General features: G+C 53.8%; 26 protein-coding genes, 2 tRNA genes, 1 other RNA gene and 1 other annotated feature. Of the genes, 11 read left to right on the top strand and 18 right to left on the bottom strand.

The annotated features are described in order from the left end of the window. Nucleotides 1-246 precede the first annotated feature (246 nt). From clpB to rluD, 3 genes are all read right to left on the bottom strand, one after another. A complete protein-coding gene (clpB, locus tag ACCC84_RS14150) occupies nt 247-2820 on the bottom strand; it encodes an ATP-dependent chaperone ClpB (RefSeq protein WP_004955116.1) in 2574 nt (857 codons plus the stop codon). 130 nt (nt 2821-2950) lie between these two features. After that, on the bottom strand, nt 2951-3682 hold the full coding sequence (yfiH, locus tag ACCC84_RS14145) for a purine nucleoside phosphorylase YfiH (RefSeq protein WP_371902000.1): 732 nt from the start codon (nt 3680-3682) through the stop codon (nt 2951-2953). Then, nucleotides 3682-4659, bottom strand: a complete 978-nt coding sequence (gene rluD, locus ACCC84_RS14140; protein ID WP_004955122.1) for a 23S rRNA pseudouridine(1911/1915/1917) synthase RluD — start codon at nt 4657-4659, stop codon at nt 3682-3684. Before rluD ends, yfiH begins: the two co-directional genes overlap by 1 nt. Before the next feature lie 131 nt (nt 4660-4790). Between rluD and bamD the strand changes: the two genes are divergently transcribed. The 4 genes from bamD to pheA all read left to right on the top strand — a co-directional run bounded on the left by bamD (nt 4791) and on the right by pheA (nt 7621). Next, the gene (gene bamD / locus ACCC84_RS14135) at nt 4791-5522 is read left to right on the top strand and encodes an outer membrane protein assembly factor BamD (protein ID WP_004955124.1); all 732 of its coding nucleotides are present in this window, start codon (nt 4791-4793) and stop codon (nt 5520-5522) included. A 312-nt stretch (nt 5523-5834) separates the two neighbouring features. After that, a complete protein-coding gene (gene raiA, locus ACCC84_RS14130; RefSeq protein WP_004955127.1) occupies nt 5835-6182 on the top strand; it encodes a ribosome-associated translation inhibitor RaiA in 348 nt (115 codons plus the stop codon). Nucleotides 6183-6304: 122 nt separating this feature from the next. Beyond that, nucleotides 6305-6431 (top strand) — a sequence feature (Phe leader region). Continuing rightward, entirely contained in the window at nt 6306-6353 is a 48-nt protein-coding gene (gene pheL / locus ACCC84_RS14125; RefSeq protein ID WP_193764799.1) for a pheA operon leader peptide PheL, read from the top strand. (Overlaps the previous feature by 48 nt.) Before the next feature lie 32 nt (nt 6432-6463). Next, nucleotides 6464-7621, top strand: coding sequence for a bifunctional chorismate mutase/prephenate dehydratase (gene pheA, locus ACCC84_RS14120; RefSeq protein ID WP_004955129.1), 1158 nt, complete (start codon nt 6464-6466; stop codon nt 7619-7621). Between the two features lie 146 nt (nt 7622-7767). Here pheA and tyrA read toward each other — a convergent pair whose 3' ends face one another. Both tyrA and ACCC84_RS14110 read right to left on the bottom strand, forming a co-directional pair. Then, nucleotides 7768-8889, bottom strand: a complete 1122-nt coding sequence (tyrA, locus tag ACCC84_RS14115) for a bifunctional chorismate mutase/prephenate dehydrogenase (RefSeq protein WP_198773308.1) — start codon at nt 8887-8889, stop codon at nt 7768-7770. A gap of 6 nt (nt 8890-8895) precedes the next feature. Further along, nucleotides 8896-9969 (bottom strand): 3-deoxy-7-phosphoheptulonate synthase, encoded by a 1074-nt coding sequence (locus tag ACCC84_RS14110; protein ID WP_004955132.1) that lies wholly within the window; start codon nt 9967-9969, stop codon nt 8896-8898. Between the two features lie 503 nt (nt 9970-10472). On the opposite strand from ACCC84_RS14110, the gene ACCC84_RS14105 reads away from it, so the two are divergent. Next, a complete protein-coding gene (locus ACCC84_RS14105) occupies nt 10473-11816 on the top strand; it encodes an anaerobic C4-dicarboxylate transporter (protein WP_371901999.1) in 1344 nt (447 codons plus the stop codon). A 247-nt stretch (nt 11817-12063) separates the two neighbouring features. Then, nucleotides 12064-12828 (top strand): DUF481 domain-containing protein, encoded by a 765-nt coding sequence (locus ACCC84_RS14100; protein ID WP_039991108.1) that lies wholly within the window; start codon nt 12064-12066, stop codon nt 12826-12828. 84 nt (nt 12829-12912) lie between these two features. On the opposite strand, the gene ACCC84_RS14095 is transcribed toward ACCC84_RS14100, so the two are convergent. Continuing rightward, complete coding sequence (locus ACCC84_RS14095; RefSeq protein ID WP_102991111.1) at nt 12913-13785, bottom strand: helix-turn-helix domain-containing protein; 873 nt, start codon at nt 13783-13785, stop codon at nt 12913-12915. Between the two features lie 420 nt (nt 13786-14205). Between ACCC84_RS14095 and ACCC84_RS14090 the strand changes: the two genes are divergently transcribed. From ACCC84_RS14090 to ACCC84_RS14080, 3 genes are all read left to right on the top strand, one after another. Then, nucleotides 14206-14400 carry a hypothetical protein gene (locus tag ACCC84_RS14090; protein WP_198773306.1) on the top strand — a complete coding sequence of 65 codons (195 nt, stop codon included), beginning with the start codon at nt 14206-14208 and terminating at the stop codon, nt 14398-14400. Between the two features lie 256 nt (nt 14401-14656). Beyond that, nucleotides 14657-14875 carry an HP1 family phage holin gene (locus tag ACCC84_RS14085; RefSeq protein WP_004955144.1) on the top strand — a complete coding sequence of 73 codons (219 nt, stop codon included), beginning with the start codon at nt 14657-14659 and terminating at the stop codon, nt 14873-14875. A 244-nt stretch (nt 14876-15119) separates the two neighbouring features. Continuing rightward, complete coding sequence (locus ACCC84_RS14080) at nt 15120-15338, top strand: ogr/Delta-like zinc finger family protein (RefSeq protein ID WP_004955147.1); 219 nt, start codon at nt 15120-15122, stop codon at nt 15336-15338. Between the two features lie 215 nt (nt 15339-15553). On the opposite strand, the gene rplS is transcribed toward ACCC84_RS14080, so the two are convergent. From rplS to ffh, 5 genes are all read right to left on the bottom strand, one after another. Beyond that, nucleotides 15554-15901, bottom strand: coding sequence for a 50S ribosomal protein L19 (gene rplS, locus ACCC84_RS14075; RefSeq protein WP_004955150.1), 348 nt, complete (start codon nt 15899-15901; stop codon nt 15554-15556). Between the two features lie 68 nt (nt 15902-15969). Then, nucleotides 15970-16713 carry a tRNA (guanosine(37)-N1)-methyltransferase TrmD gene (gene trmD, locus ACCC84_RS14070; protein ID WP_371901998.1) on the bottom strand — a complete coding sequence of 248 codons (744 nt, stop codon included), beginning with the start codon at nt 16711-16713 and terminating at the stop codon, nt 15970-15972. Nucleotides 16714-16765: 52 nt separating this feature from the next. Continuing rightward, nucleotides 16766-17314, bottom strand: coding sequence for a ribosome maturation factor RimM (gene rimM, locus ACCC84_RS14065; RefSeq protein ID WP_004955153.1), 549 nt, complete (start codon nt 17312-17314; stop codon nt 16766-16768). Nucleotides 17315-17332: 18 nt separating this feature from the next. After that, a complete protein-coding gene (rpsP, locus tag ACCC84_RS14060; protein ID WP_039991114.1) occupies nt 17333-17581 on the bottom strand; it encodes a 30S ribosomal protein S16 in 249 nt (82 codons plus the stop codon). Between the two features lie 214 nt (nt 17582-17795). Continuing rightward, a complete protein-coding gene (gene ffh / locus ACCC84_RS14055; protein WP_088499874.1) occupies nt 17796-19157 on the bottom strand; it encodes a signal recognition particle protein in 1362 nt (453 codons plus the stop codon). Nucleotides 19158-19324: 167 nt separating this feature from the next. Here ffh and ACCC84_RS14050 point away from each other — a divergent pair, with 167 nt between their 5' ends. After that, the gene (locus tag ACCC84_RS14050; RefSeq protein ID WP_004955165.1) at nt 19325-20116 is read left to right on the top strand and encodes a cytochrome C assembly family protein; all 792 of its coding nucleotides are present in this window, start codon (nt 19325-19327) and stop codon (nt 20114-20116) included. 67 nt (nt 20117-20183) lie between these two features. Beyond that, entirely contained in the window at nt 20184-21473 is a 1290-nt protein-coding gene (locus ACCC84_RS14045) for an HlyC/CorC family transporter (protein WP_004955167.1), read from the top strand. 76 nt (nt 21474-21549) lie between these two features. Here ACCC84_RS14045 and luxS read toward each other — a convergent pair whose 3' ends face one another. From luxS to ACCC84_RS14010, 7 genes are all read right to left on the bottom strand, one after another. After that, on the bottom strand, nt 21550-22065 hold the full coding sequence (luxS, locus tag ACCC84_RS14040; protein WP_004955170.1) for an S-ribosylhomocysteine lyase: 516 nt from the start codon (nt 22063-22065) through the stop codon (nt 21550-21552). Nucleotides 22066-22227: 162 nt separating this feature from the next. Next, nucleotides 22228-23790, bottom strand: a complete 1563-nt coding sequence (gshA, locus tag ACCC84_RS14035; protein ID WP_004955171.1) for a glutamate--cysteine ligase — start codon at nt 23788-23790, stop codon at nt 22228-22230. An 81-nt stretch (nt 23791-23871) separates the two neighbouring features. Further along, complete coding sequence (locus ACCC84_RS14030; RefSeq protein ID WP_004955173.1) at nt 23872-24300, bottom strand: YqaA family protein; 429 nt, start codon at nt 24298-24300, stop codon at nt 23872-23874. Beyond that, complete coding sequence (yqaB, locus tag ACCC84_RS14025) at nt 24297-24863, bottom strand: fructose-1-phosphate/6-phosphogluconate phosphatase (protein ID WP_004955176.1); 567 nt, start codon at nt 24861-24863, stop codon at nt 24297-24299. The genes ACCC84_RS14030 and yqaB overlap by 4 nt, the downstream gene beginning before the upstream one ends. Nucleotides 24864-25024: 161 nt before the next feature. Beyond that, a non-coding RNA gene (locus tag ACCC84_RS14020) (RtT sRNA) lies at nt 25025-25143 on the bottom strand. A 30-nt stretch (nt 25144-25173) separates the two neighbouring features. After that, nucleotides 25174-25250 (bottom strand) — tRNA-Arg (locus tag ACCC84_RS14015). 191 nt (nt 25251-25441) lie between these two features. Beyond that, nucleotides 25442-25518: transfer RNA gene (locus tag ACCC84_RS14010), tRNA-Arg, on the bottom strand. Nucleotides 25519-25520: the final 2 nt, after the last annotated feature.

Here is a 25520-nt window from a genome sequence, read left to right as displayed (position 1 = left end):
AAGCAGTCGTTGTTCCCGGTCAGTGGAGGCGCATTATAGGGAGTTCTCAGAAGGCCGCAACCCCTAATTTCAAAAAATCTTTCAAGCGAACAAAAAACAATCAATAAGCTTATTTTAGGATATTTATTAGCCTATAAATGACCATTTTCAGCCCTTCAACGTGACAACTCTCGCAAAAGCGCTAAAACAACCAAAGCAAAAGGGAGCGGTTGCCCGCTCCCTTTTTAACGTTGTTACCGTTTATCGTTACTGCCTGGCGACAATATGATCGTTTTCGACATCCAGCGTCACCGGTTTGCCTGGCACCAACGCCCCCGAAAGGATTTGCTGCGCCAGCGGGTTTTCAATCTCCTGCTGGATAGCGCGTTTCAATGGCCGTGCACCATACACTGGGTCGTAGCCGGTCTTGCCGAGCAGTGTCAACGCTGGTTCGGTAATCGTAACCGCGTAGCCGCGTTCTTCCAGACGTTGATACAAACGCGCCAACTGGATTTTGGCAATCTCGGCAATGTGCTGTTGACCCAATGGATGGAAGACCACCACCTCATCTATACGGTTGATGAATTCCGGACGGAAGTGATGACTCACCATTTCCATCACCGACTCTTTCATTTGCGCATAGTTCATCTGACCAAAATGTTCCTGGATCAGATCGGAACCCAGGTTAGAGGTCATGATCACCACGGTATTACGGAAGTCGACGGTACGCCCTTGCCCGTCGGTCAAACGCCCGTCATCCAATACCTGCAGCAGGATATTGAATACGTCCGGATGCGCTTTTTCGACCTCGTCCAGCAAAATGACGGAATACGGTCTGCGGCGTACCGCTTCGGTCAGATAGCCGCCTTCTTCATAACCCACATAGCCGGGAGGTGCACCGACCAGCCGCGAGACGGAATGTTTTTCCATAAACTCGGACATATCAATACGCACCATGGCATCGTCACTGTCGAACAGGAAAGATGCCAGCGCCTTACACAGTTCGGTCTTACCTACACCGGTCGGCCCCAGGAACAGGAAAGAGCCAATCGGGCGATTCGGATCCGACAGACCGGCACGGCTACGGCGAATGGCGTTGGATACCGCGGTCACCGCTTCGTCTTGGCCAATCACCCGTGAATGCAGTTCCTGCTCCAACCGCAGCAGTTTGTCGCGCTCGCCTTCCAGCATTCTGGCCACCGGGATACCGGTTGCCTTCGCCAGCACTTCTGCAATCTCGGCATCGGTAACGCGATTACGCAACAGCTTCATGGTCTTGCCTTCGGCCTGGGTTGCCGCAGCAAGCTGTTTTTCCAGCTCGGGGATCTTGCCGTATTGCAACTCGGACATCCGCCCCAGGTCGCCAACGCGACGCGCCTGCTCCAGGGTGATTTTCGCCTGTTCCAACTCGGCCTTGATATTCTGGGTGCCCGACAGTGAGGCCTTCTCGGCTTTCCACTCTTCTTCCAGTTCAGAATATTCGCGTTCTTTTTGCTCCAGCTCGCTGCTGAGCATTTCCAGTCGTTTCCGGCTGGCGTCGTCAGACTCTTTATTCAGCGCCTGCTGTTCCAGTTTTAACTGGATAACGCGACGTTCCAGCCGATCGAGCGCTTCCGGCTTCGAGTCCATCTGCATGCGAATGCTGGAAGCCGCCTCATCGATAAGGTCGATGGCCTTATCCGGCAACTGGCGGTCAGAGACATAACGGTGCGACAGCGTCGCCGCCGCCACGATCGCAGGGTCGGTAATCTGCACATGGTGATGCAGCTCATAACGTTCTTTCAGGCCGCGCAGAATCGCGATGGTGTCTTCAACGCTTGGTTCAGCGACGAACACCTTCTGGAAACGACGCTCAAGCGCCGCATCCTTTTCTATATATTGACGATATTCGTCAAGCGTGGTTGCACCGACGCAATGCAGCTCGCCACGTGCCAATGCCGGCTTCAGCATATTACCGGCGTCCATCGCGCCGTCAGCCTTGCCGGCACCGACCATGGTATGCAGTTCGTCAATAAACAGAATGACGCTGCCTTCCTGCTTGGCGAGATCGCTCAGTACGCCTTTCAAACGCTCTTCAAACTCGCCGCGGTATTTGGCGCCGGCAATCAGCGCGCCCATGTCGAGCGACAGTACTCGCTTGTGCTTGAGCCCTTCAGGCACTTCACCATTGATGATGCGCTGCGCCAGGCCTTCCACAATAGCGGTTTTCCCCACGCCGGGTTCACCGATCAGCACCGGGTTATTTTTGGTACGACGTTGCAATACCTGAATGGTACGGCGAATTTCCTCGTCACGACCGATCACCGGGTCAAGCTTGCCCTGTTCGGCACGTTCGGTAAGATCGATGGTATATTTTTTCAACGCCTGACGCTGGTCCTCAGCACCCTGGTCTTCCACGCTGTCGCCGCCTCGCATTTGCTCAATGGCCTTGCTGATTTTATCGGTTGTCGCGCCGGCGGCTTTCAGCAAATCGGTCAGTGTGCCGCGATCTTCCAGCACCGCCAGTACAAATAATTCAGACGAGATAAACTTGTCCGCACGCTTTTGCGCCAGCTTGTCGCACAGGTTCAGCACACGCACCAGTTCGTGGGATGGTTGCACGTCGCCACCGGTGCCTTCGACTTGCGGCAGACGGGAAAGAGCCTGTTCGATTTCGGTGCGTAGGCGCCCGGCGTCGATACCGGCAGAGGTTAATAATGGACGAACCGAGCCCCCTTCCTGATTGAGCAATGCGCTCATCAGATGTAACGGTTCAATAAACTGGTTGTCGTGCCCAAGGGCTAGAGATTGGGCATCGGCGAGGGCAAGCTGGAACTTGTTGGTAAGACGATCCAGACGCATAACACCTCCAATATAGGACAAAATTGCTACTGGAGATTAAATGAGGTCATCCCTCAAATTTTCAAGGTTATTTCGACACTATATTATGAGTACAACGTTATGCGTCGGTGGACCGTCCTAATTCAATAGGTTATATCAGCCAGATTAAACTTGCCAGACGTCCGGTTATTCGCTCGCGTCGATAGGAGAAAAAATGACTGATTTCGCTAACGGTACAACGATTGCCACCATAGGTTTCGGTGATTCCAACAGCTTGCAGCCGCTGGCGTGCCAATAAGTAGATATCGGCAAGGTATTTATCGCCGTGAGGGATAAAAGCAGCGTCAGCAGCGGCGTCGACCGCCATAAACGCCGCGCGCACTTCAGCGCCGACCTCAAAGCACTGCGGTCCGATGGCCGGTCCGAGCCAGGCAACGATCTGGCCAGGCTCGGCAGCAAATTCCGCAACCGTGCTTTCCAGCACCCCATCGCATAACCCACGCCAGCCGGCATGAGCGGCGGCGACTTCTTTGCCGGTCCGAGAGCAGAACAACACCGGCAGGCAATCCGCCGTCATCACCGCACAAACCTGTCCCGGCTGGTTACTGTACACCGCGTCAGCGCGCAGATCGGTCGGCGCCTGCCCTTCCAGGCGCAGTACGCGAGTCCCATGCACCTGCTCCAGCCAGTATGGCATCTGTGGCAGGCTGGCGCCCGCCACCAGCAGTTCACGGTTATGCCACACCGTCGATTCGACATCCCCGACGTGACTGCCGAGATTAAGCGAATCATACGGCGGCAGGCTTATACCGCCGTGTCGGGTGGTGCTACATGCCGCGACACCTTGCGGTAACGGCCAGTCGGGTTGGATGAGCGCGTCCATTACCAGTTCATCTGATCCTTGAATTCTTCGGTATCGGCCTTCAGCGCATCGATCAAATCAACCATATCCTGTGGTAATGGCGCATGCCATTCCATCTGAATACCGCTGATAGGATGATACAAACGCAGCATGGTGGCATGCAGTGCCTGACGGTCGAAGCCACGTAAAGTGGTGATAAACGCCTCTGATGCGCCTTTTGGCGGACGTGGACGGCCACCGTACAGCGGATCGCCCACCAGCGGATGGCTAATGTGTGACATATGCACACGGATCTGGTGGGTACGGCCGGTTTCCAGACGCAAACGTAAACGGGTGTGCGCGCGGAAATGCTCCATGATGCGGTAATGCGTTACCGCCGGTTTGCCCATCGGGTGAACCGCCATATGAGTACGTTTGGTGGAATGGCGCGCAATCGGCTCTTCCACGGTACCGCCGGCGGTCATGGTGCCGATCGCCACCGCTTCGTATTCACGGGTAATTTCCCGCAACTGCAGCGCTTCAACCAGACGGGTTTGCGCAGGCACGGTTTTGGCGACCACCATCAGACCGGTGGTGTCTTTGTCCAGACGGTGAACGATGCCGGCACGCGGCACGTCGATAATTTCCGGATAGTAGTGCAGCAAGGCATTGAGCACCGTGCCATCAGGATTGCCGGCACCCGGGTGTACCACCAGATCGCGCGGTTTGTTGATCACCAGAATATCGCTGTCTTCATAAACGATATCCAGCGGGATGTCCTGCGGTTCCCAACGCGCTTCTTCTTCAATCTGCGCATCAATGGCAACCGTCTCTCCCCCCAGTACCTTCTCTTTCGGTTTGTTTGTCGTTTTGCCGTTGACCTGCACCCGATCTTCCAAAATCCATTCTTTTATGCGAGAACGTGAATAATCGGGGAACAATTCGGCCAAAGCCTGATCTAAACGTTGTCCGAGTTGAGATTCGGCCACCGTTGCGGTGAGTTGTACTTGTTGTGCCATATGCAGCTTCTTCGTTAACGTTGGGTTTTCACGGCGATGCCGTTTAATATAATGTGCTATTGTAACTGGTCTTTGTCGGGAGCTTAACGGACAGTCTCCCGGAATAACACCCTGAGGATAATCAAAACGTCATGACGCGTATGAAATATCTGGTGGCGGCAGCCACGTTGAGCCTGGCGCTGGCAGGTTGCTCCAGTTCCAAGGATGCGGTTCCCGACAACCCGCCTTCGGAAATCTATGCAAACGCCCAGCAGAAACTGCAGGACGGTAACTTCAAGGGCGCGATTACGCAACTCGAAGCGTTAGACAACCGCTATCCTTTCGGGCCGTACTCCCAGCAAGTGCAGCTGGATCTGATTTATGCCTACTATAAGTCGGCCGATCTGCCACTGGCGCAGGCATCCATCGATCGCTTTATGCGCCTGAACCCGACGCATCCGAACATCGATTATGTGATGTACATGCGTGGTCTGACGGATATGGCACTGGATGACAGCGCATTGCAAGGCTTCTTCGGGGTCGATCGTTCAGACCGCGATCCACAGCATGCCCGCGCTGCGTTCCGCGATTTCAGCCAGCTGATTCAGCAGTATCCGAGCAGTCAGTATACGCCGGATGCGCAAAAGCGCCTGGTATACCTCAAGGACCGTTTGTCCAAGTATGAGCTTTCAGTGGCGGAATACTACACTAAACGCGGTGCTTACGTCGCGGTTGTTAATCGTGTCGAACAGATGATGCGTGAATACCCGGACACCAAAGCGACGCGCGATGCGCTGCCGCTGATGGAAAACGCGTACAAGCAGTTGCAGCTGAACGGCCAGGCGGACAAAGTGGCGAAAATCATCGCTGCCAATCAGGCCTGATCGCCATCCCGCATAGCAGATAACAAAACGGCAGCCTCGGCTGCCGTTTTTATTGGCGCACGCTGGCGCCAAATTGGGAAAATATGCAATTAAAAACACGGCATTAAAGAACAATCCACGCCGGTCAACCTATCGATAATGCGCGATCCGGCGAGAAGACTCAAGCGCTAGATGGCGGTTTCAGAGGCTAAATCACAGATTGAACTAACTTTGCAAAAGGTGACAAAAAAAGGTGATTTTCCTCACCCCTTTAGCCCTAAAGCGGGGTATGCTGAATCCATCCAAGACGGAAAGACAAGAGAGGTAAGTTATATGACAATCAACATTACCAGCAAACAAATGGATATCACCCCCGCAATCCGTAATCATGTCGAAGACCGTCTCAGCAAACTGGATAAATGGCAGGCCCAACTGATTAACCCGCACATTGTTTTATCCAAAGAACCTAAAGGGTTTGTGGCCGACGCCACCATCACCACGCCAAACGGCCCGCTGGTCGCCAGCGCCAAACACGAAGATATGTATACCGCCGTCAACGAACTGATCGCCAAGCTGGAGCGCCAGCTCAACAAAGTGCAGCATAAAGGCGAGGCACGCCGCGCACACGCCAGCGTGAAGGACGTCGTTCCGGAAGTCGCAGTAGAACCTGAACAAGAGTAACCCGTCCCGGTGTTTTCACACCCAGCGCGCCCAAGGGCGCGCTTTTTGTTCACCGGTTTTTATTGACAGAAAGAAAACCCAGCGGTTACTTTAAAACCTCACTCATTAGCCGATAAGCAGCCAATGCAACGCAAACCGTTTTTCTTCGCATTCTTTTTTACCTTCCCCTGATTGGGAGGCGTTTCGTCGTGTGATAAAGAATGCGAAGACGAACAGCAAAGCCTCCTGGAAACAGGAGGCTTTTTTTATGATTATTAGAAAAACACAGGGCAAAGCTGATTATGACTGACAACCCATTACTCGTGCTGCGTGAACGCATCAGCGCACTGGATCTGAAACTGCTGGCATTACTGGCGGAACGTCGTGAGCTCGCAGTCGAAGTGGGCAAAACCAAGTTGCACTCTCACCGGCCAATCCGCGATAAAGAGCGCGAGCGCGACCTGCTGGACGCCCTGATCACCGCCGCCAAACCCTATGAGCTGGACGGTTTTTACATCACTCGCCTGTTCCAGCTGATTATTGAAGACTCGGTACTGACCCAACAGGCACTGTTGCAACATCAACTCAATCAGACCAGCCAGCATTCTGCACGCGTTGCGTTCCTCGGGCCGAAAGGGTCTTATTCCCATCTGGCCGCGCGCCGCTATGCCGCACGCCATTTCGACCAATTGATCGAGCACGGTTGTCAGAAATTCCAGGATATTTTCACCCAGGTCGAAACCGGCCAGGCTGACTACGCGGTATTACCGATTGAGAACACCAGTTCCGGTTCCATCAACGACGTTTACGACCTGCTGCAGCACACCAGCCTGTCAATCGTCGGCGAACTGACCAATCCGATCGATCACTGCGTGCTGGTCGCCGGCGATACCGACCTTAACCAGATTGATACCGTCTACAGCCATCCGCAACCGTTCCAGCAGTGCAGCCATTTCATCAACCGTTACCCACACTGGAAAATCGAATACTGCGAAAGCACCGCTGCGGCAATGGAAAAGGTTGCCAAAATCAATTCGCCAACAGCCGCCGCATTGGGCAGCGAAGCCGGCGGCGCGCTGTATGGTCTGCAGGTGCTGGAACACAACCTGGCCAACCAGCAACAGAATATTACCCGCTTCATCGTGTTGGCGCGCAAGGCAATTGACGTGTCAGAACAGGTGCCGGCGAAAACCACTTTTATCATGGCAACCGGCCAACAGTCGGGGGCATTGGTCGAAGCGTTGCTGGTGCTGCGTGACAACGGCATCATCATGACCAAATTGGAATCCCGCCCGATCCATGGCAATCCGTGGGAAGAGATGTTTTACATCGACGTGCAGGCGAATATCCGCTCCGATGCCATGCAGAAAGCCCTGCAGGACTTGACGCCAATTACTCGCTCGTTAAAGGTGCTAGGCTGCTACCCAAGTGAAAACGTGGTCCCGGTCAATCCCTCCTGACGCGCAGAAAAGCGCCGAGTGGGGTACGGCAACCAGTTAGCCGACTCTTCAGCCTGGTGTGCAGGGGCTTGGTTTGATAGCTGACAGAGTCAGCACGTTGCAAGGTCTGGCATCTGCCAGACCTTTTTTGTGATGCATCGCGGGTTTTATTGACGACTGTCGTTAGCCTGACGCAGTAGTGAACGACTTTCTACCAGGAAACGCTCGGCATAATCACCGAACCAGTGTTCAACCTTTTGGAAGCTGTTGATAAACTGCTGTTTATCGCCATGTTCCAGCAGTTCGATCGCCGCGCCGAAACGCGTGTAGTAACGCTTGATCAGTTGAATATTTTCTTCCGACGACATGATGATATCGGCGTACAGCTGTGGATCCTGCGCAAACAGCCGCCCCACCATCGCCAGTTCCAGCCGATAAATCGGCGAGGACAGCGCCAGCAATTGCTCCAGTTGCACGTTTTCCTCCGCCAGATGCAGGCCGTAGGCAAACGTAGCGAAGTGGCGCAGAGCCTGAATGAACGCCATGTTCTGGTCATGTTCCACCGCGCTGATGCAGTGCAACCGTGCGCCCCACACTTGCAATTGCTCCAGCAGCCACTGGTAGGCTTCGGGCTGACGGCCGTCGCAGTACACCACCACCTGCTTGGCAACGCTGCCGACATCTGGGCCAAACATTGGGTGCAACCCCAATACCGGGCCGCCGTGTGCCGCAAGCATCGCCTGCAGCGGGCGGTTCTTCACCGATGCCAGGTCAACCAGAATGCAGTCGTCTGGCAGCGTAGGCAGCCGCTGAATAACTTGCTCGGTGACGTGGATCGGCACGCTGACAATCACCATGCCGGCATCAGCCAGCAGCGTTTCCGCCTGAGGCCAATCGTGCTGATCCAACACGTTTACCTGATAGCCCGACAGCGTCAGCAGCCGATTGAACAAACGCCCCATCTGGCCGTTGCCGCCGATAATCACAATCGGACGCAGCTGCGGACAGAGGGTTTTAAAACCTTTGTCATTCTCGCTGACGTACGATTCGCGCATCACACGACGCAATATGTCTTCAATCAGGTCCGGCGGTACGCCAAGCGCCGCCGCTTCCGCACGGCGCGAAGCCAGCATCGCCGCTTCACGCTCGGGTACATACACCGGCAGTCCGTGGCGGCTTTTGACTTCGCCCACTTCAGCCACCAGATGCAGGCGTTTCGCCAGCAAATCCAGCAGCGCTTTATCCACTTCGTCAATTTGATCGCGCAGCGCGGTCAGTTCAGCCACCATAACTCACTACTCTCCAGTGCGTGCCATCAGCGCGGCACCAAGCTGCTGATGCATGCGGCGCAGCAGCGTCTCGGTGTCGTTCCAGTCAATACAGGCGTCGGTGACGGATACGCCGTAGCGCATATCGACACGCGGCTGCTCGGAAGACTGGTTGCCTTCATGCAGATGGCTCTCCAGCATGATTCCGGTAATAGAACGATTACCTGCGTTGATCTGCTCTACCACCGACTCGGCAACCACCGGCTGACGGCGGTAATCTTTATTAGAATTGCCATGGCTGCAATCTATCATCAAGGACGGACGGAGTCCCGCTTCACGCATCTGTTTTTCACAGGCCGCAACGTCTTGCGCACTGTAATTTGGCGTTTTGCCGCCACGCAGGATCACGTGGCCATCCGGGTTGCCTTGGGTTTGTAACAGGCACACTTGCCCAGCCTGATTGATACCAACGAAGCGGTGTGGCATGGCGGCGGCCCGCATGGCGTTGATGGCGGTTCCCAGACTACCGTCGGTGCCATTTTTAAAGCCGACCGGCATCGACAGGCCGGACGCCATTTCGCGGTGGGTCTGCGATTCGGTGGTACGCGCACCGATTGCCGACCAACTGAACAGATCGCCGAGGTATTGTGGGCTGTTGGGGTCCAACGCTTCGGTGGCCAACGGCAACCCCATGCCAACCAGATCCAGCAACAGGCGACGCGCAATGTGCAAACCGGCTTCCACGTCAAACGAACCATCCATATACGGATCGTTGATCAGGCCTTTCCAACCGACGGTGGTTCTTGGCTTTTCAAAATAGACGCGCATAACGATATACAGCTGATCGCTCAATTCAGCCGACAGGGTTTTCAAACGACGTGCGTAATCCAGCGCCGCATCCGGATCGTGGATCGAACATGGCCCGCACACCACCAGCAGACGGTGATCGCGCCCTTGCAAGATATCGGCGATAGTTTTGCGAGCAGCAGCGATTTCATTTTCATCACTGGCGCTGAGCGGGAACTGGTTTTTCAGCTCTTCCGGCGTAATCAAAACCTGTTCTGCACTGATATGTACGTTATTGAGCGCGTCTTTTTGCATGATGCTGTTTCCTGTCGTTTGCCGTTATGCCTGAGCGTAAGTTAGTTAAACATTGAGCGTTACAGGGCCTACCTTACCATGCGTTGTAAAGTTTTCAATCCAAAATCCGTAAATAAAAAATTACTGACAACAGGGGAAGCATAAAGCCCCGAAAAACAAAACGAAATAAAACCAATAATATTATTTAAAAACAACAGGTAAAATAAAAACCTTCTCGACCAAAACCACCATGACGCGTTAGTGGTAAATCCTGTCAACACCCACCCCGCATGTAAATTTAAGTTTACACACGGCAGCTATCGCCATCCAATACGGTTTTATATCTCCCTAAAAGAGTTATTTCATGAATAAACATTGCGCAACCTCATAGTTCTCCCCCGGTAATTACTGAATGATGACGCTAAACGGTTCACACCTCTTTAGGGGTAGACCTGCATAGACAGGCCCCGTCACCTGCAAGGAAGGCTCATGAGCCACAGCATTACTTTTAACAAGGGACTCTCATGATAACTCTGCAATTCGCCATTATTATTCTTTGCTTACTGGTCGGTACCCGCTTTGGCGGCATGGGACTGGGGTTGATCAGCGGCATCGGTTTATTCCTGCTGAGCTTTGTGTTTGGGTTACAACCCGGCAAACCGCCGGTCGATGTCATGCTGACCATACTGGCGGTCATTGGCTGCGCGTCGGTGCTGCAAACCGCCGGCGGTTTGAATGTCATGATGCAATACGCCGAACGCCTGCTGCGTCGTCATCCACAACACATCACGCTGCTGGCGCCGTTCACTTCCTGGACGCTGACCTTCCTGTGTGGCACCGGCCATGTGGTATATACCATGTTCCCGATTATTGCCGATATCGCCATCAAAAAAGGCATTCGGCCAGAACGGCCGATGGCCGTGTCGTCAGTCGCATCGCAAATGGCCATCACCGCGTCACCGGTTTCGGTGGCGGTGGTTTCACTGGTGTCCATCATTGCCGCTGGCCATGGCATCGGCAAGGCCTATACACTGCTGGAGATATTGGCGATTTCAATCCCTTCCTCACTGGTCGGCGTATTGATGGCCGCACTGTGGAGCTTGCGCCGTGGCAAGGATTTAGACAACGATGCCGAGTTCCAGGCGCGGATCAGCGATCCCGAGCAGCGCGCCTATATCTATGGCGGTACCGAAACGCTGTTGAATCAACGCTTCGCCAAGCAGGCCTATGCTTCAACGCTGATCTTTTTTGCGGCGATTGCCGTCGTGGTGCTGCTTGGGGCATTTGCCGATTTGCGCCCGTCATTTGAGGCCAAAGGGGTGCTGAAACCGCTGTCGATGAATCTGGTGATTCAGATGATGATGCTGATCGCCGGCGCCATCATATTAATGAGCTGCAAAGTGAAGCCGGGCGAAATCGCCAACGGCGCGGTGTTCAAAGCCGGCATGGTGGCCATTTTCTCGGTATTCGGCGTCGCCTGGATGAGCGATACTTTCTTTCAGGCGCATATGGGTGAGTTAAAGCTGTTGCTGGAGGATGTGGTCAAAAGCCAGCCGTGGACCTATGCCATCGTGCTGTTTCTGGTTTCCAAACTGGTAAACAGCCAGGCGGCGGCGCTGGCGGCCATCGCACCGATGGGGTTGCAACTGGGGGTCGAGCCCAAAATGCTGCTGGCTTTCTTCCCTGCGGCCTATGGCTATTTCGTCTTGCCAACCTATCCGAGCGACTTGGCCTGCATCGGCTTTGACCGCTCCGGCACGACGCGTATTGGTAAATTTATCATCAACCACAGTTTTATTATTCCAGGCTTGATTGGTGTGTTGTGTTCCTGCATCACCGGTTATCTGCTGGTCAGCACCTTCATGTAACGCCCGTCGCGTGGCGGCAATGGGCCAACCGTTGCCGCCTGACGACACTTATGCTGAAAGGCCGCGTAAAGCTTAAGGATACATAGCATTTTATCGCGTCCAATCCGGTAAAATTAGCAGAAGACAAGAGAATAACTGGTAGTTAAAAATTAAAAACTTAAGCTAATCGGCGCTATTTTGGTCGGTAGCCTGAGTCGCTATAATGCGCCCGTTTTCACCAATCACCACTTAACAAACTGGATCCAAAATGCTCTCTTCACGCGCTCGTCGCGCTATTCCGTTGTACCTAAGCTGTTTGACCGCTTGCCTGTCTTTTTCATCCTTTGCCGACAATACGCTGTTTACCGCGATGGACGATCCGGCCACGGCAAAAAAGCCGTTTGAAGGTAATATTCAGGCTGGTTATAACGCGCAGTCCGGCAACTCGGAAAGTTCCACCCTGCTGGCCAACACGTCACTGACCTGGTTCAACACCGTCAGCGCGTACAGCCTGTGGGGATCGGCCACCAACACGACCTCATCCAATGTGCGATCCTCTGAGAAATACCAGGCCGGCGGTCGCACACGTTATAACATGACCGACCGTAACTATTTGTTTGGTCAAGCAAGCTGGTTGAACGATCGCTTCGCAGGTTATGATTCACGCTCAACGCTGACCGGGGGTTATGGTCGCCAGATCTTCAACGATCCGATTCACGATCTGCGCGTCGAATTTGGCCCGGGCGTGCGTCATGATGAATATCACGACGGTGGTCGCACTACCAAAGCACTGGCTTACGGTGCTGCCAACTATTCCTACCAGTTGACCGACAACACCAAGTTCACCGAAGGTTTCTCCGCGTTGGCAAACGAAGACATTACCTTGAACTCTGAAACCGCACTGAACGTGGCTATTAATGATCGGTTCTCGTTGCGCCTGGCCTATACCGTGACCTACAACAGTGAACCGCCGGCTTCTGCGCCGAAAAACACCGATACCACCACCTCGGTAACGCTGGTTTACGGCCTGTAATCACGCTGTCGCACCAACCCACCGGCTATCCTCCCCACCGGCTCCCGCAACGACATCAAACACAGTGGGTAAACGGTGGGTTTCTTATGCCTGTTGGGCCAGCGTCAACCAGACCATTCCCAACGCTTTCAAGGCGTCGGTGGAACATTGAAAATCAGCGTTCCCACCGCTGACCTGCAGCTGATTGCCTGGCAGACGCGCAATGTCGTAGACATCTATATTGCCATCAATGTCGATCAGCCAACGCCCATTGGCAATATGCGTAATAGCCAGGTCCACCAGCCATGCAGTGCGCCCACCGTCAACGTAAGCCGGTTGCAAAACGCGAGTGGGGATCAAGGTCGGATCGGCCAACCATTCCCCCGCAGGTTGCAATTGCCCTGCCAGCAGTTGATATTGTGGCAAGGCGCGAGCGCGACTGGTGGCGGGTGGCGCCGGCGTGGTCACGCTGTGCATATCCCCTTCGCCAGTCGCCAGCCATAACAACGGTACCCCGGTATCCAACGCACAGGTCACCACGATATCGCCAGGAAAATAGTTACGCCGCACCCAGGTACTCATGGTGCCTGAGGAAATACCCAGCAGATCGCCCAACTCTTTTTGCAGACTGAAACCGTACGCATCCAGAATGCGCCGCAACACCCCCTTACCGCCAGAAGCCTGCACCCGCTCATACAACGCTTTGCCACGTACCGCCGGCAAGACTTTCTCTCGCGGTTGCTGCTGTTTTGCTTTTTCTCCGGTCATCAGCCAGGTCAGATCGGCGCCGGTAGTCAGCGCACAATTGATAATCACCTGCCCCGGCACGCTGCCTCGTTGCTGCCAACTGCTGATATTGTTGGGCGCGATGGCCAAGGCCTCGCTCAGCTCTTTTTGTGTGGCTACGCCATAAGAAGCAAGGATTCTTTCAATCACTGCGCCGACGGCGGCATTGTCATTCACAGTTTCTTCACGCATAACTTCCCCGGTCATAAAATAATGTTGCTTTTACACATCGTCGTTGGCGAATCGCCAGCGCACAGCTGCGACAACCCGTATTGCCTGGCGTGACTTTCGCCTATCATTAGATTATGCGACATGAACCATGAAAATACAAACAGACAACGCGCAATAGCAAGTTAATGAACTTGAAATGCGACTTACACTTTCTTTGACTCCCCCACAGGCAGCAAAAACGATGTTTTTACCTTATCGTCTCAACCACTGACGCTTTCTCTCCCCGAGGTCTATCGGTAACTTCGTGGTTTCAACAAGATAGTTCTCTTATTAATCATCCAGGAATTTTACTCGGCAAATGACGCCACCACCCATTGACGGGTTTAGCATTTTGCTTAATACTGTATAAATAAACAGTATATTGCAGAGAGGGCATAAACAGTGGAAACCGTGGATAAACAACAACTAACACTGTCGCGCATCCAGTTCATCGCAGATGTATCCCAGGCGGCACAATGCAGCAGCTCTGAGTTTTTGATCGCCATGTCGCTGATTTCAGATCTGGCCAGTCAGGTGCTGCCGGATAATGATTATCAAGAAATATTTTACCCTGCCGACCGCCACAGCGACCGCTAACGCGTTATGCGTCGCGTGGCATAGCATTTTAGACACCCGCCGGCGCGGGTGTTTTTATTTGTCACCAATGCAACGTCTGCGGGTTGTGCCAGCGTATCCACAACCCACAGACGTTGCCGGCAGCAATTGGCAACTGGACACTGTGCCTAACCGGGCTCGAGGAACGAGAGCCCACTTTGTCACACGGTTAGCCGGTTGAGATGCCGGCGGCAACCGCCGCTGCCAAGCGGAACTCGAATAAAGGTAGGACTACACAATGGAAAAATTCACTTCAACGCTTTCTTATTTTATAGCCGCCTGCCTGGCGTGGTTTGGACGGCATTCACCTGAAGACATTGCGGTATTGGTGGGAGCTGCCGTTGGTGTCGGTACCTTTGCCGTGAACTGGTACTATCGCCGCAAAAGTTATCATTTACTACGTTCGCTCAGGAAAAGCGGTCTGAAGCGCCGGCTGTATGATGAACTCGATAACTGAAGCGAGTCGTGGCCTATCGCGCCGACTGGCGTTCACCGCGGCTGGCTTCTTGCACTTAAACATCGGATGTTCTCGCTTTTTCCTCTGCCGTTTCGCTACTTAACCTCGGCGTTAACACAGCAATTCCTCAATCAACATATGTAAAAACAAATCAGCCGACAACTCGCAAATTTAATCTTGCTTTTACGAGTTTACCGGCTAATATAATCACAATACGTAATGCAAACCACAAGAGGATCCGATCATGATGCACTGTCCACTATGCGGTAGCGTGGCCCATACCCGTTCCAGCCGCTACCTCAGCGAGTCGACCAAAGAACGTTATCACCAATGCCAAAACATTAATTGCAGCTGTACCTTCGCCACGCACGAGTCGGTGGCGCGAGTGATCGTAAAGCCGGGGGATATCATTCCCGCTCAGCCACATGCAGATAAGGGAAAGCAGCGCGCGGCTGCGCTGTAATGGCGTCGTTCGGCGTTGCAACCTCGCCGATCGGACATCGCCAATCCACTGGCCTAATGCGTATTTTTGCCGACCATCAACGGCTTTACAGCCGCAGCAAAGCCGGCAAGGCTGTCCACCAGGCGAGTTATACTGCACCGGGTATAAAAAAGGGGCTTACCATCACGGCAAGCCCCTTATGACTATTAACTTTTGGATGCAGCGTTAGCTGTATCTTAGTTAAGACGCTCTTTGATGCGAGCAGCCTTACCAGTACGCTCACGCAGGTAGTACAGTTTGGCTTTACGAACGGCACCACGACGTTTAACAGTAATGCTGTCGATTACTGGGGAGTGAGTCTGGAATACACGCTCAACACCTTCGCCGTTGGAAATCTTACGAACAGTGAATGCAGAGTGCAGACCGCGGTTACGGATAGCGATAACCACGCCCTCGAATGCCTGCAGACGTTTTTTGCTACCTTCAACGACCCATACCTTCACTTCCACGGAATCACCCGGACGGAATGCAGGTACGTCTTGCTTCATCTGCTCTTGTTCAAGTTGCTTAATAATGTTGCTCATAATATGTCTCTTACCCTAGGTAAACTGATATATCGGCTACGTCCTCGGACGTTGCCTTAATAGTCCTGTTACTCGGCGCGATGTTCCCGTTGGAACTCCGCCAGCAACACCTCTTGCTCGTCAGTCAGAGCTAGGCTTTCTAGAAGTTCAGGTCTTCTAAGCCAGGTACGGCCCAGCGACTGCTTTAAGCGCCAGCGACGTATCTCGGCATGGTTGCCCGACAGCAGAACCGGCGGTACTTCCATCCCTTCCAACACCTCAGGCCGGGTATAGTGCGGGCAATCCAGCAATCCATCGACGAAAGAGTCTTCTTCCGCAGAGGCCTGATGTCCCAGCACGCCCGGTATGAAACGGGCAACTGAATCGATCAGGGTCATTGCCGGCAGTTCCCCGCCGCTGAGAACGTAATCGCCGATTGACCATTCTTCGTCAATTTCGGTTTGGATCACGCGCTCATCGATCCCTTCGTAACGACCGCACACCAGAATCATCTTCTGATTGGTCGCCAGTTCGCAAACGCCGGTTTGATCCAGCTTGCGCCCCTGAGGTGACAGATAAATCACCTTTGCTCCCTCGCCTGCCGCTGCTTTCGCAGCTGAAATGGCTTCCCGTAAAGGTTGCACCATCATCAGCATTCCCGGGCCGCCGCCATAAGGGCGATCGTCCACGGTACGATGCCGGTCGTAGGTGAAGTCACGAGGACTCCAGCACTGCACGCTCAGCAGGCCATTTTTTACTGCCCGGCCAGTCACCCCGTAATCGGTGATTGCACGGAACATCTCTGGAAACAGGCTTACAATACCAATGAACACAAGCCAATCCCCATTGCGTTATTCCACTTGCTGCGATCGTGTGATCCGGAGGTCAAAAACCAGGATCCCAATCTGCCTCGATTACCTTGGCAGCGAGATCGACTTTCTTGATAACCTGCCCATGAAGAAACGGGACCAACCGCTCCTTCATGCCGAAGGCATCTTTCAGGTTTGCCCGCACGACCATTACGTCGTTCGAACCGGTTTCCATCATATCGATGACTTTGCCCAGTTCGTAGCCGGAAGTGGTGACTACCTGGCAGCCCATCAGGTCTTTCCAGTAGTAATCATCGCCTTCCAACGGAGGCAACTGCTCGGAATCCACCACAATTTCGCAATTGGTCAGTAGATTCGCCGCATCCCGATCGTCAATATCTTTGATCTTGATGATCAGGTCCTGATTGTGGCGCTTCCAGCTTTCCAGCTCGACAACCTGCCACTGACCCGCCTTTTGGATTAACCACGGCTGATAGTCAAAAATGCTTTCAGCGTTTTCGGTGGATGAAAACACTCTGAGCCAACCACGAATGCCGTAAGTAGACCCCATTTTGCCGAGTACAAGCGGCTGCTTAGGTGCTACCGGTTTGAGTTGCTTGCTCATTGCCACCACCGCGACAGATTAAGCTGCTTTCTTAGCGTCTTTGATCAGCGCGCCAACGCGATCAGAAACGGTTGCACCCAGGCCGACCCAATGTTCGATGCGGTCCAGGTCCAGACGCAGTGCTTCAGCCTGACCAGAAGCGATCGGGTTGAAGAAGCCTACGCGCTCGATGAAACGACCATCACGAGCGTTGCGGCTGTCGGTCACTACTACTTGATAGAACGGACGCTTTTTAGCGCCGCCACGTGCCAAACGAATTGTTACCATAACATCCTCTTTAGTTAATAAAACAGCCGGGCCCCATTGAGGGACGGGGCCCGGTTGCAATATAAAAAGCCCGAAAATTTTACTCATTTTGGCGCAAAAAGCAATCTAAAGCGTAGATTGCCGGCAATTCGTTTTGCGCCCCACTCACTTTCGGGCGGTTTTTGCCGCGAGCGGCAAATCGGTTAACGCGCTCCCCAGTGGGAGACCTGCGCGTTTAACGGCCTGGGAAGCCCGGCGGCATCATGCCTTTCATGCCGCGCATCATCTTCGCCATGCCGCCTTTTTTCATCTTTTTCATCATGCGCTGCATTTCGTCAAACTGTTTTAACAGTCGGTTGACGTCCTGCACCTGCATGCCGGAACCCATCGCGATACGGCGCTTGCGCGACCCTTTAATGATTTCCGGTTTGGCGCGCTCCTTCAGCGTCATCGAGTTGATGATCGCCTCCATGCGCACCAGTACCTTGTCGTCCATCTGCGATTTGACGTTGTCCGGCAGTTGGCCGGCACCCGGCAACTTGCTCAACATACTGGCCATACCGCCCATGTTACGCATTTGCTTGAGCTGATCGAGGAAGTCGGTCAAATCAAAGCCGTCACCCTTCTTCAGTTTATTGGCCAGTTTCTCCGCTTGATCGCGGTCGACCTTGCTCTCGATGTCTTCAATCAACGACAGCACGTCGCCCATACCGAGAATACGCGAAGCCACGCGATCCGGGTGGAACGGCTCAAGTGCGTCGGTCTTCTCACCAACGCCCAGGAACTTGATCGGCTTACCGGTAATATGGCGAATCGACAACGCGGCACCACCGCGCGCGTCACCGTCAACCTTGGTCAGCACTACGCCGGTCAGCGGCAACGCTTCGTTAAACGCCTTGGCGGTGTTGGCCGCATCCTGGCCGGTCATGGCGTCGACCACAAACAGGGTTTCCACCGGCTTGATCGCCGCATGCACCTGCTTGATTTCGTCCATCATCGCTTCGTCGACGTGCAAACGACCGGCGGTATCGACGATCAGTACGTCGTAAAACTTCAGCTTCGCCTGTTGTAACGCGCGGTTAACGATGTCGATCGGCTTGTCTTTGGCATCCGACGGGAAAAAGTCGATGCCGACGCCTTCAGCCAGCGTTTCCAACTGTTTAATCGCCGCAGGACGATAAACGTCGGCGGAAACCACCAGCACTTTTTTCTTTTGTTTTTCTTTCAGGAACTTGCCTAGCTTGCCGACGCTGGTGGTTTTACCGGCACCTTGCAAGCCTGCCATCAGTACCACCGCTGGCGGCTGAGCCGCCAGGTTCAGCTCGGTGTTCACTTCACCCATGGCGGCAATCAGTTCGCTCTTGACGATCTTGACGAACTCCTGCCCCGGCGTCAGGCTTTTGTTGACTTCATGTCCAACCGCGCTTTCTTTGACACGATTGATAAAGTCACGCACTACCGGCAGCGCAACGTCCGCTTCCAGCAATGCCATGCGCACTTCCCGCAGGGTTTCCTTGATATTTTCTTCGGTCAGCCGCCCACGGCCGCTGATATTGCGCAATGTGCGCGACAATCGATCGGTTAAATTTTCAAACATCGTCTCAGGCTCAACGTAAAGACAGGCCGCCATGGCGACACAATTGCAGCGATTATAACACGAAGCAGACACGATCTCTGCCTTGGCGTTGGAGATCGGTTGGAGCACGGCCCACACGACGCTATACTGGCAATCCAATTAATCACGCCGATGCAAAATTAAACGCTATGCCAGTATTTTCCATTGTGGCTTTGATAGCCTACCTGCTCAGCCTTGGACTGATCATTCCCAGCTTGTTGCGGAAGAATAGCGCATACCGTCGGCTTGCTCTGCTCTCTGCCGTGGTGGCGCTGGTGTGTCACGCCATCGCCCTGCAACAGCGTATTTTCGACGTTGGCGGTGGGCAAAATCTCAGCTTGATCAACATAGGTTCGATCGTCAGCCTGATTATCTGCACCGTGATGACCATCGTTGCATCCCGCGATCGCGGCTGGTTCCTGCTGCCGATCGTCTATAGCTTTGCGATGATCAATTTGGCGTTTGTCAGCCTGTTGCCGGGCGAGTTCATAACCCATCTGGAAGCCAGCCCGGAACTGCTGGTGCACATCGGCCTGGCACTGTTTTCCTACGCCACGCTGATCATTGCCGCGCTCTATGCTCTGCAATTGGCCTGGCTGGATTATCTGCTGAAGAACAAAAAGCTCAGTTTCAGCGCCGATATGCCACCGTTGATGAGTATTGAACGCAAGATGTTCCACATCACCCAGATAGGCGTGGTGCTGCTGACCCTCACCCTGTGCACTGGCTTGTTGTATATGGATAATCTGTTCAGTAAGGAAAACGTCCATAAAGCGGTGCTGTCGATCATGGCATGGTTTGTCTATATCGTTCTGCTCTGGGGCCATTATCATGAAGGCTGGCGCGGCCGCCGCGTAGTCTGGTTCAGTCTGGTCGGCGCGTTCCTGCTAACCCTGGCTTACTTTGGCAGTCGCCTGATCCAGGAAGTGATGGTGCGCTAAACTGCATTATGGCTACCGCCTCATTGTTCGTTGAGGTTACTTTTCTCCACAAATAAGGAATATCGCGTTGGAGCACGTTTCGACAGCCACCCTAATCATCATTATGGTGATCATGATAGTGGTTTCAGCTTATTTTTCAGGCTCCGAAACCGGTATGATGACGCTCAACCGCTATCGTCTTCGTCATTTGTCCAAACAAGGCAACCGTTCTGCCCGCCGGGTTGAAAAGCTGCTGCAAAAACCTGACCGCCTGATCGGCCTGGTACTGATCGGCAATAACCTGGTGAATATCCTGGCCTCGGCGCTGGCGACCATCGTCGGCATGCGCTTATATGGCGATCTCGGGGTCGCTATCGCCACTGGCGTATTGACCTTCGCGGTGCTGCTATTCGCCGAGGTATTGCCCAAAACCTTCGCCGCACTCTATCCGGAACGCATCGCTTTCCCCAGCAGCTTCCTGCTGGCGCCGTTGCAGAAAATCATGTTCCCGCTGGTCTGGTTGCTCAATGGCATTACCAGCATCCTGCTGCGCCTGTTCGGTGTCCACACCAATCAGCGGATCAGCGATGCGGTCAGCAAGGAAGAGCTGCGCACCATCGTTAACGAATCGCACTCACAGATATCACGACGCTATCAGGACATGCTGATTTCGGTACTGGACCTGGAAAAGGTATCGGTGGAAGACATCATGGTGCCGCGCAATGAAATCATGGGCATTGATATCAATGATGACTGGAAATCCATCATGCGTCAGCTGACCCATTCGCCGCATGGCCGCATCGTGTTGTATCGCGACTCGCTGGACGACGCCATCGGCATGTTGCGGGTGCGCGAAGCCTACCGGCTAATGACCGAAAAGAAAGAGTTCAACAAGGAAAACCTGCTGCGGGCCGCCGATGAGATCTATTACGTGCCGGAAGGCACGCCGCTTAACGTGCAACTGGTCAAGTTCCAGCGCAACAAGGAAAAGGTCGGCATCGTGGTTGATGAATACGGCGATATTCAGGGGCTGGTGACGGTGGAGGATATCCTGGAAGAGATCGTCGGTGATTTCACCACCTCAATGTCGCCTACGCTGGCGGAAGAGGTGAATCCGCAGAGCGATGGTTCGGTACTGATTGACGGTACTGCCAACGTGCGGGAACTGAACAAGGCCTTCAACTGGAACCTGCCGGCGGTTGATGCGCGTACCATCAACGGCATGTTGCTGGAAGAGCTGGAAGAAATCCCGGAAACCGGCACCCGGATCCGCGTCGGCCATTATGACTTCGACATTCTGGACGTGCAGGACAACATGATCAAACAGGTACGGGTGACGCCGATCAAACCTCTGCAGGCTAGCGTACAGAATCATTAAGCAGAGCGCTGCATAAAAGAAAAAGACGCGAAATCGCGTCTTTTTTACATTAACAGCCGACAAGTCTGGCTGACGGCTAGATATGCAGCTCTTGCAGTTTCTCTTTCGGCAACGCCAGCTCGTCATTGTGGTTAACCACTACATCGCGATCCAGAATGTGCTTGGCAATGTCCTGTGCTTCTTCCAGCGAATGCATATGGTAGGTGCCGCATTGGAATTCGTTCAGCTCAGGGATCTTGCGCTGATCGGTCACTTTCAACACGTCGGCCATTGCCGCTTTCCAGGCATCCGCCACGCGCTGCTCTTCAGGTACGCCAATCAAACTCATGTAGAAACCGGTACGGCAACCCATTGGTGAGATATCGATAATCTCCACGCCCTGCCCGTTCAGGTGATCGCGCATAAAGCCGGCAAACAGGTGTTCCAGCGTATGGATACCGCGCTCTGGCATCACTTCTTGGTTCGGAATGCAAAAACGCAGGTCGAACACGGTGATGGTGTCACCATGCGGCGTTTTCATGGTTTTCGCAACGCGAACCGCCGGGGCCGCCATGCGGGTGTGATCTACGGTAAAACTATCCAGCAGTGGCATTTAGCACCTCCTCGTTAAAAAAAATTATTTCGGATTTTTTCGCAATCCAAGGAAACCTTTTCCCACCCTGCAAGTCTGACTATGTGAAAGACGCGCATTTGTTATCATCATCCCTGTCATCAGAGATGCATATTTGGCCACATTGATGTGGCCATTTTCTTTTCAGCCCCCGCCATTGGCCTTCAGGAACTGTTCAAAGCTTAGCGTATCACTGGCTTCTATGTCGCGCTGACGCTGCCAAGAGGCTTCCGCTTCTTTAGCCAATGCCGCCTCGCTCAAAATCTCCAGCGGTTCGTCCCGCAGCATCTGACGGTACTGTTCCGCCAATGCCAGCCCTACACCGCCGTTGCCGGCGTCCTGCATGGCCTTCAGAATACGGGCGGAGAACGTCAAATCCGGATCGTCAAAGGCCGCAACCAATTGATCGCAGACCTGCTGATAAGCCTGGTTGCCCGCTTCGCTATCAAGCACTTCGGCTACGCGACGCAGGTCGGCAAACAGCGCCTTGCCGACCTGTTGCAGCGGTTTGCGCGTATCGTCGCAACCGATGCCGATGGTTTGCCCCGGCTTGCGCCCTTCCAGGATAACGCGGTTCCAGTTTTTGCGCGTACACAGCAGTTCATCGCTGTTCATTTCCGGCGCATCGGCCAACACGCACCACACCAGGAACAAATCGAGGAAACGCGCCTGTACCGCATCTACGCCGATTGGCGAGAACGGGTTAATGTCCAGCGAGCGGACTTCGATATATTCAATACCGCCGCGTAGAAGCGCATCTGACGGCGTTTCCCCACTATGGGTGACGCGTTTCGGCCGGATCGGCGCATACAGTTCGTTTTCTATCTGCAGCACATTGGTATTCAATTGCAAATAGCGATCGCCGTCTTTCACTCCCAGCTTGGCAAACTCTTCTGACGGCGTGACGATGGCCTTTTTCAGCCCCTTCACGTAGCTTTGCAGATCGTTGAAGGTAATGCCGAGGTTACTCTGCGACTTGTTGGTATAGCCCAGATCGCTCAACCGCAGTGAAGTGGCATAAGGCAGGTACAGCATGCCACGCCCGTTGCTTTCGAACGGCAGCGAGGTTTCACGCCCGTTGAGGAACGAGGAACAAATAGCCGGTGATGCGCCGAACAAGAACGGGATAACCCAGCCGAAGCGATAATAGTTGCGGATCAGGCGGAAATAGCCGGCAGATATCTGTTCCTTGCCACTTTCGGCATCTTCTACTCCGGCCCATGCCTGCCAGAACTCCAGCGGCAACGAAAAGTTATAGTGCACGCCGGAAATGGTCTGCATCAAGGCGCCGTAGCGGTTCTTCAACCCTTCGCGATACAGCGTTTTCATACGGCCGATATTCGACGAACCAAACTGTGCCAGTTCGATATCCTGCTCCGCGCCGATAAAGCACGGCATACTCAGCGGCCACATGCGTTCATCACCGATATTGCGCGCCACGTGGCGATGAATATCGCGCAGGAACGTCAATAAATGATCGATATCGTCATCAACCGGCGTAATAAACTCCAGCAGCGCCTCGGCAAAATCCGTGGTAATCCAATGATGCGTTAATGCCGCCCCCAGATGTTCCGGATGCCCGGTGGTAGCCAGTTTGCCGTCTGCAGTAACGCGCAGCGTTTCGCGCTCAATACCGCGGCGGATGCCTTTTAATGCCTGAGGGTGGGCTTCCAACCAAGAAAGCGCCTGTGATACGTCCGGGATCAAATTGACCTCCCGCTTCTAAAACGATAATTCGTAAGCATACTGAAACCGCACCCGATAGAATATTGAGTTATATTCACTTCGTTAATGCCACCAAGCGATACCCTGTAGCGTTATCATAGTCAAAACGATGTAGCGCAGTGCTTTTCCGATACACAGAAAAAGCACAACAGGACCCCACGGCATGCGCAGCCAACCTGCCAACACGCACAACAAATCGCCCACCACCGGCATCCAGCTGAGTAATAACGCAGCCGGGCCAAAGCGTTGCAACCAGCGCTGCGCCGTTGCCAGCCCGCGTTGTGGTTTCATCGCCGGTAGCAGGCGCCCGATAATTACATTGGTTACCCCGCCGAGCGTATTACCTAACGTCGCCGCCAATACCAACAGCTCCGGCGAAATACGACCATTGCTCAACAGAGCCACCAGATAGATTTCCGAGTTTCCCGGCAACAGCGTCGCACTGAGGAAACTACTGCCAAATAACGAAAGTAACGTTAGCGTACTACTCACAGCGTGCGGACGTCTACCACCGCCATATTGGCGCTACGTGCTGCCTGGATGCCGAAATCGGCATCTTCAAACACCACGCAGTGTTCCGGCGGTACACCAATCAGTTCAGCACAGCGCAGAAAGGTATCTGGTTCCGGTTTGTGGCGCTGAACGTCATCGGCACCAACAATGGCATCAAAGCATTGATACAGCCCTAAATGACGCAGCAATGCTTCCGCCATTCGGTGTTCGCTGCCGGTGCCAACCGCCATCGGGCGACGACCGTGATAGGATTTTACCACCTCAATCAGCGGCAAGGGGCGTACGGTATCAAGTAGCATCGCCTCTACCGCGCGCGTTTTTTCTGCCGCCAGATGATGGGGATCGAGATCGGCCTGATGCGCGGTGATAATCGCTTCGGCAATGCGCCAGCTTGGCGAACCGTTCAGCGCCACCATCGCCGCTTCATCGAACGCCATACCGTAACGCCCCAGCACCTGATGCCACGCTTTGCGATGCGTTGGTTCGGTATCCAGAATAGTGCCGTCCATGTCAAAGATCAGACCCTGGTAGCGATCGTACATCGTTACTCCATGATCATAGAGGAAAGAAAACTACTTTATCGCAAAGCAGCCATATTGTCGCTGATTGCGTGATGACGGAAAATGCCTTGGGTGGCGCAGGGATTTAGTTCGAACAAGCATGGCAGAAAGCGAAAAACCCGCCGAAGCGGGTTTTTCTTAGAGGGTGCATCCAGGAGGATGATTCGGCTTACGCCTCACCCTGCGGGCCGTTGCCAAGGCAACGTTGTCTCGCTACGCTCGGCTCGAACCTCCAACCGCTCTTCTCGCGGTCGGAAAAGCGAAAAACCCGCCGAAGCGGGTTTTTCTTAGATGGTGCATCCAGGAGGATTCGAACCTCCGACCGCTCGGTTCGTAGCCGAGTACTCTATCCAGCTGAGCTATGGATGCAATCTAACCTTTTACAGCGAATTCGTTTCTATCCGTGAAACGTCACTTTTAAGAATGGTGCATCCAGGAGGATTACTCAGCGTAACCGCTTCGCCCTGCGGGCCGTTGCTAAAGCAACGTTATCCCCTTCGAGCTACCTTTCAGCTCGCATTTACCTGAAAGCCAGAGCTTTTGATAAACGCTATAAAGAATGGTGCATCCAGGAGGATTCGAACCTCCGACCGCTCGGTTCGTAGCCGAGTACTCTATCCAGCTGAGCTATGGATGCAC

The sequence above is a fragment of the Serratia odorifera genome (genome assembly GCF_041448735.1).
Lineage (GTDB): Bacteria > Pseudomonadota > Gammaproteobacteria > Enterobacterales > Enterobacteriaceae > Serratia_F > Serratia_F odorifera.
Note: the sequence above shows the minus strand (reverse complement) of the source record. Positions and strands in the feature narration are given on the sequence as shown.

Bases quoted from the DNA above. Each gene is read 5' to 3' on its own strand.
- rluD (WP_004955122.1), bottom strand. From the start codon at position 4,659: ATGGCACAACAAGTACAACTCACCGCAACGGTGGCCGAATCTCAACTC.
- ACCC84_RS14100 (WP_039991108.1), top strand. From the start codon at position 12,064: ATGCTCTCTTCACGCGCTCGTCGCGCTATTCCGTTGTACCTAAGCTGT.
- pheA (WP_004955129.1), top strand. From the start codon at position 6,464: ATGACTGACAACCCATTACTCGTGCTGCGTGAACGCATCAGCGCACTG.
- yqaB (WP_004955176.1), bottom strand. From the start codon at position 24,863: ATGTACGATCGCTACCAGGGTCTGATCTTTGACATGGACGGCACTATT.
- ffh (WP_088499874.1), bottom strand. From the start codon at position 19,157: ATGTTTGAAAATTTAACCGATCGATTGTCGCGCACATTGCGCAATATC.
- ACCC84_RS14095 (WP_102991111.1), bottom strand. From the start codon at position 13,785: ATGCGTGAAGAAACTGTGAATGACAATGCCGCCGTCGGCGCAGTGATT.
- rimM (WP_004955153.1), bottom strand. From the start codon at position 17,314: ATGAGCAAGCAACTCAAACCGGTAGCACCTAAGCAGCCGCTTGTACTC.
- ACCC84_RS14080 (WP_004955147.1), top strand. From the start codon at position 15,120: ATGATGCACTGTCCACTATGCGGTAGCGTGGCCCATACCCGTTCCAGC.
- clpB (WP_004955116.1), bottom strand. From the start codon at position 2,820: ATGCGTCTGGATCGTCTTACCAACAAGTTCCAGCTTGCCCTCGCCGAT.
- yfiH (WP_371902000.1), bottom strand. From the start codon at position 3,682: ATGGACGCGCTCATCCAACCCGACTGGCCGTTACCGCAAGGTGTCGCG.
- ACCC84_RS14110 (WP_004955132.1), bottom strand. From the start codon at position 9,969: ATGCAAAAAGACGCGCTCAATAACGTACATATCAGTGCAGAACAGGTT.
- bamD (WP_004955124.1), top strand. From the start codon at position 4,791: ATGACGCGTATGAAATATCTGGTGGCGGCAGCCACGTTGAGCCTGGCG.
- rpsP (WP_039991114.1), bottom strand. From the start codon at position 17,581: ATGGTAACAATTCGTTTGGCACGTGGCGGCGCTAAAAAGCGTCCGTTC.
- ACCC84_RS14050 (WP_004955165.1), top strand. From the start codon at position 19,325: ATGCCAGTATTTTCCATTGTGGCTTTGATAGCCTACCTGCTCAGCCTT.
- tyrA (WP_198773308.1), bottom strand. From the start codon at position 8,889: ATGGTGGCTGAACTGACCGCGCTGCGCGATCAAATTGACGAAGTGGAT.
- rplS (WP_004955150.1), bottom strand. From the start codon at position 15,901: ATGAGCAACATTATTAAGCAACTTGAACAAGAGCAGATGAAGCAAGAC.
- ACCC84_RS14105 (WP_371901999.1), top strand. From the start codon at position 10,473: ATGATAACTCTGCAATTCGCCATTATTATTCTTTGCTTACTGGTCGGT.
- luxS (WP_004955170.1), bottom strand. From the start codon at position 22,065: ATGCCACTGCTGGATAGTTTTACCGTAGATCACACCCGCATGGCGGCC.
- raiA (WP_004955127.1), top strand. From the start codon at position 5,835: ATGACAATCAACATTACCAGCAAACAAATGGATATCACCCCCGCAATC.
- ACCC84_RS14085 (WP_004955144.1), top strand. From the start codon at position 14,657: ATGGAAAAATTCACTTCAACGCTTTCTTATTTTATAGCCGCCTGCCTG.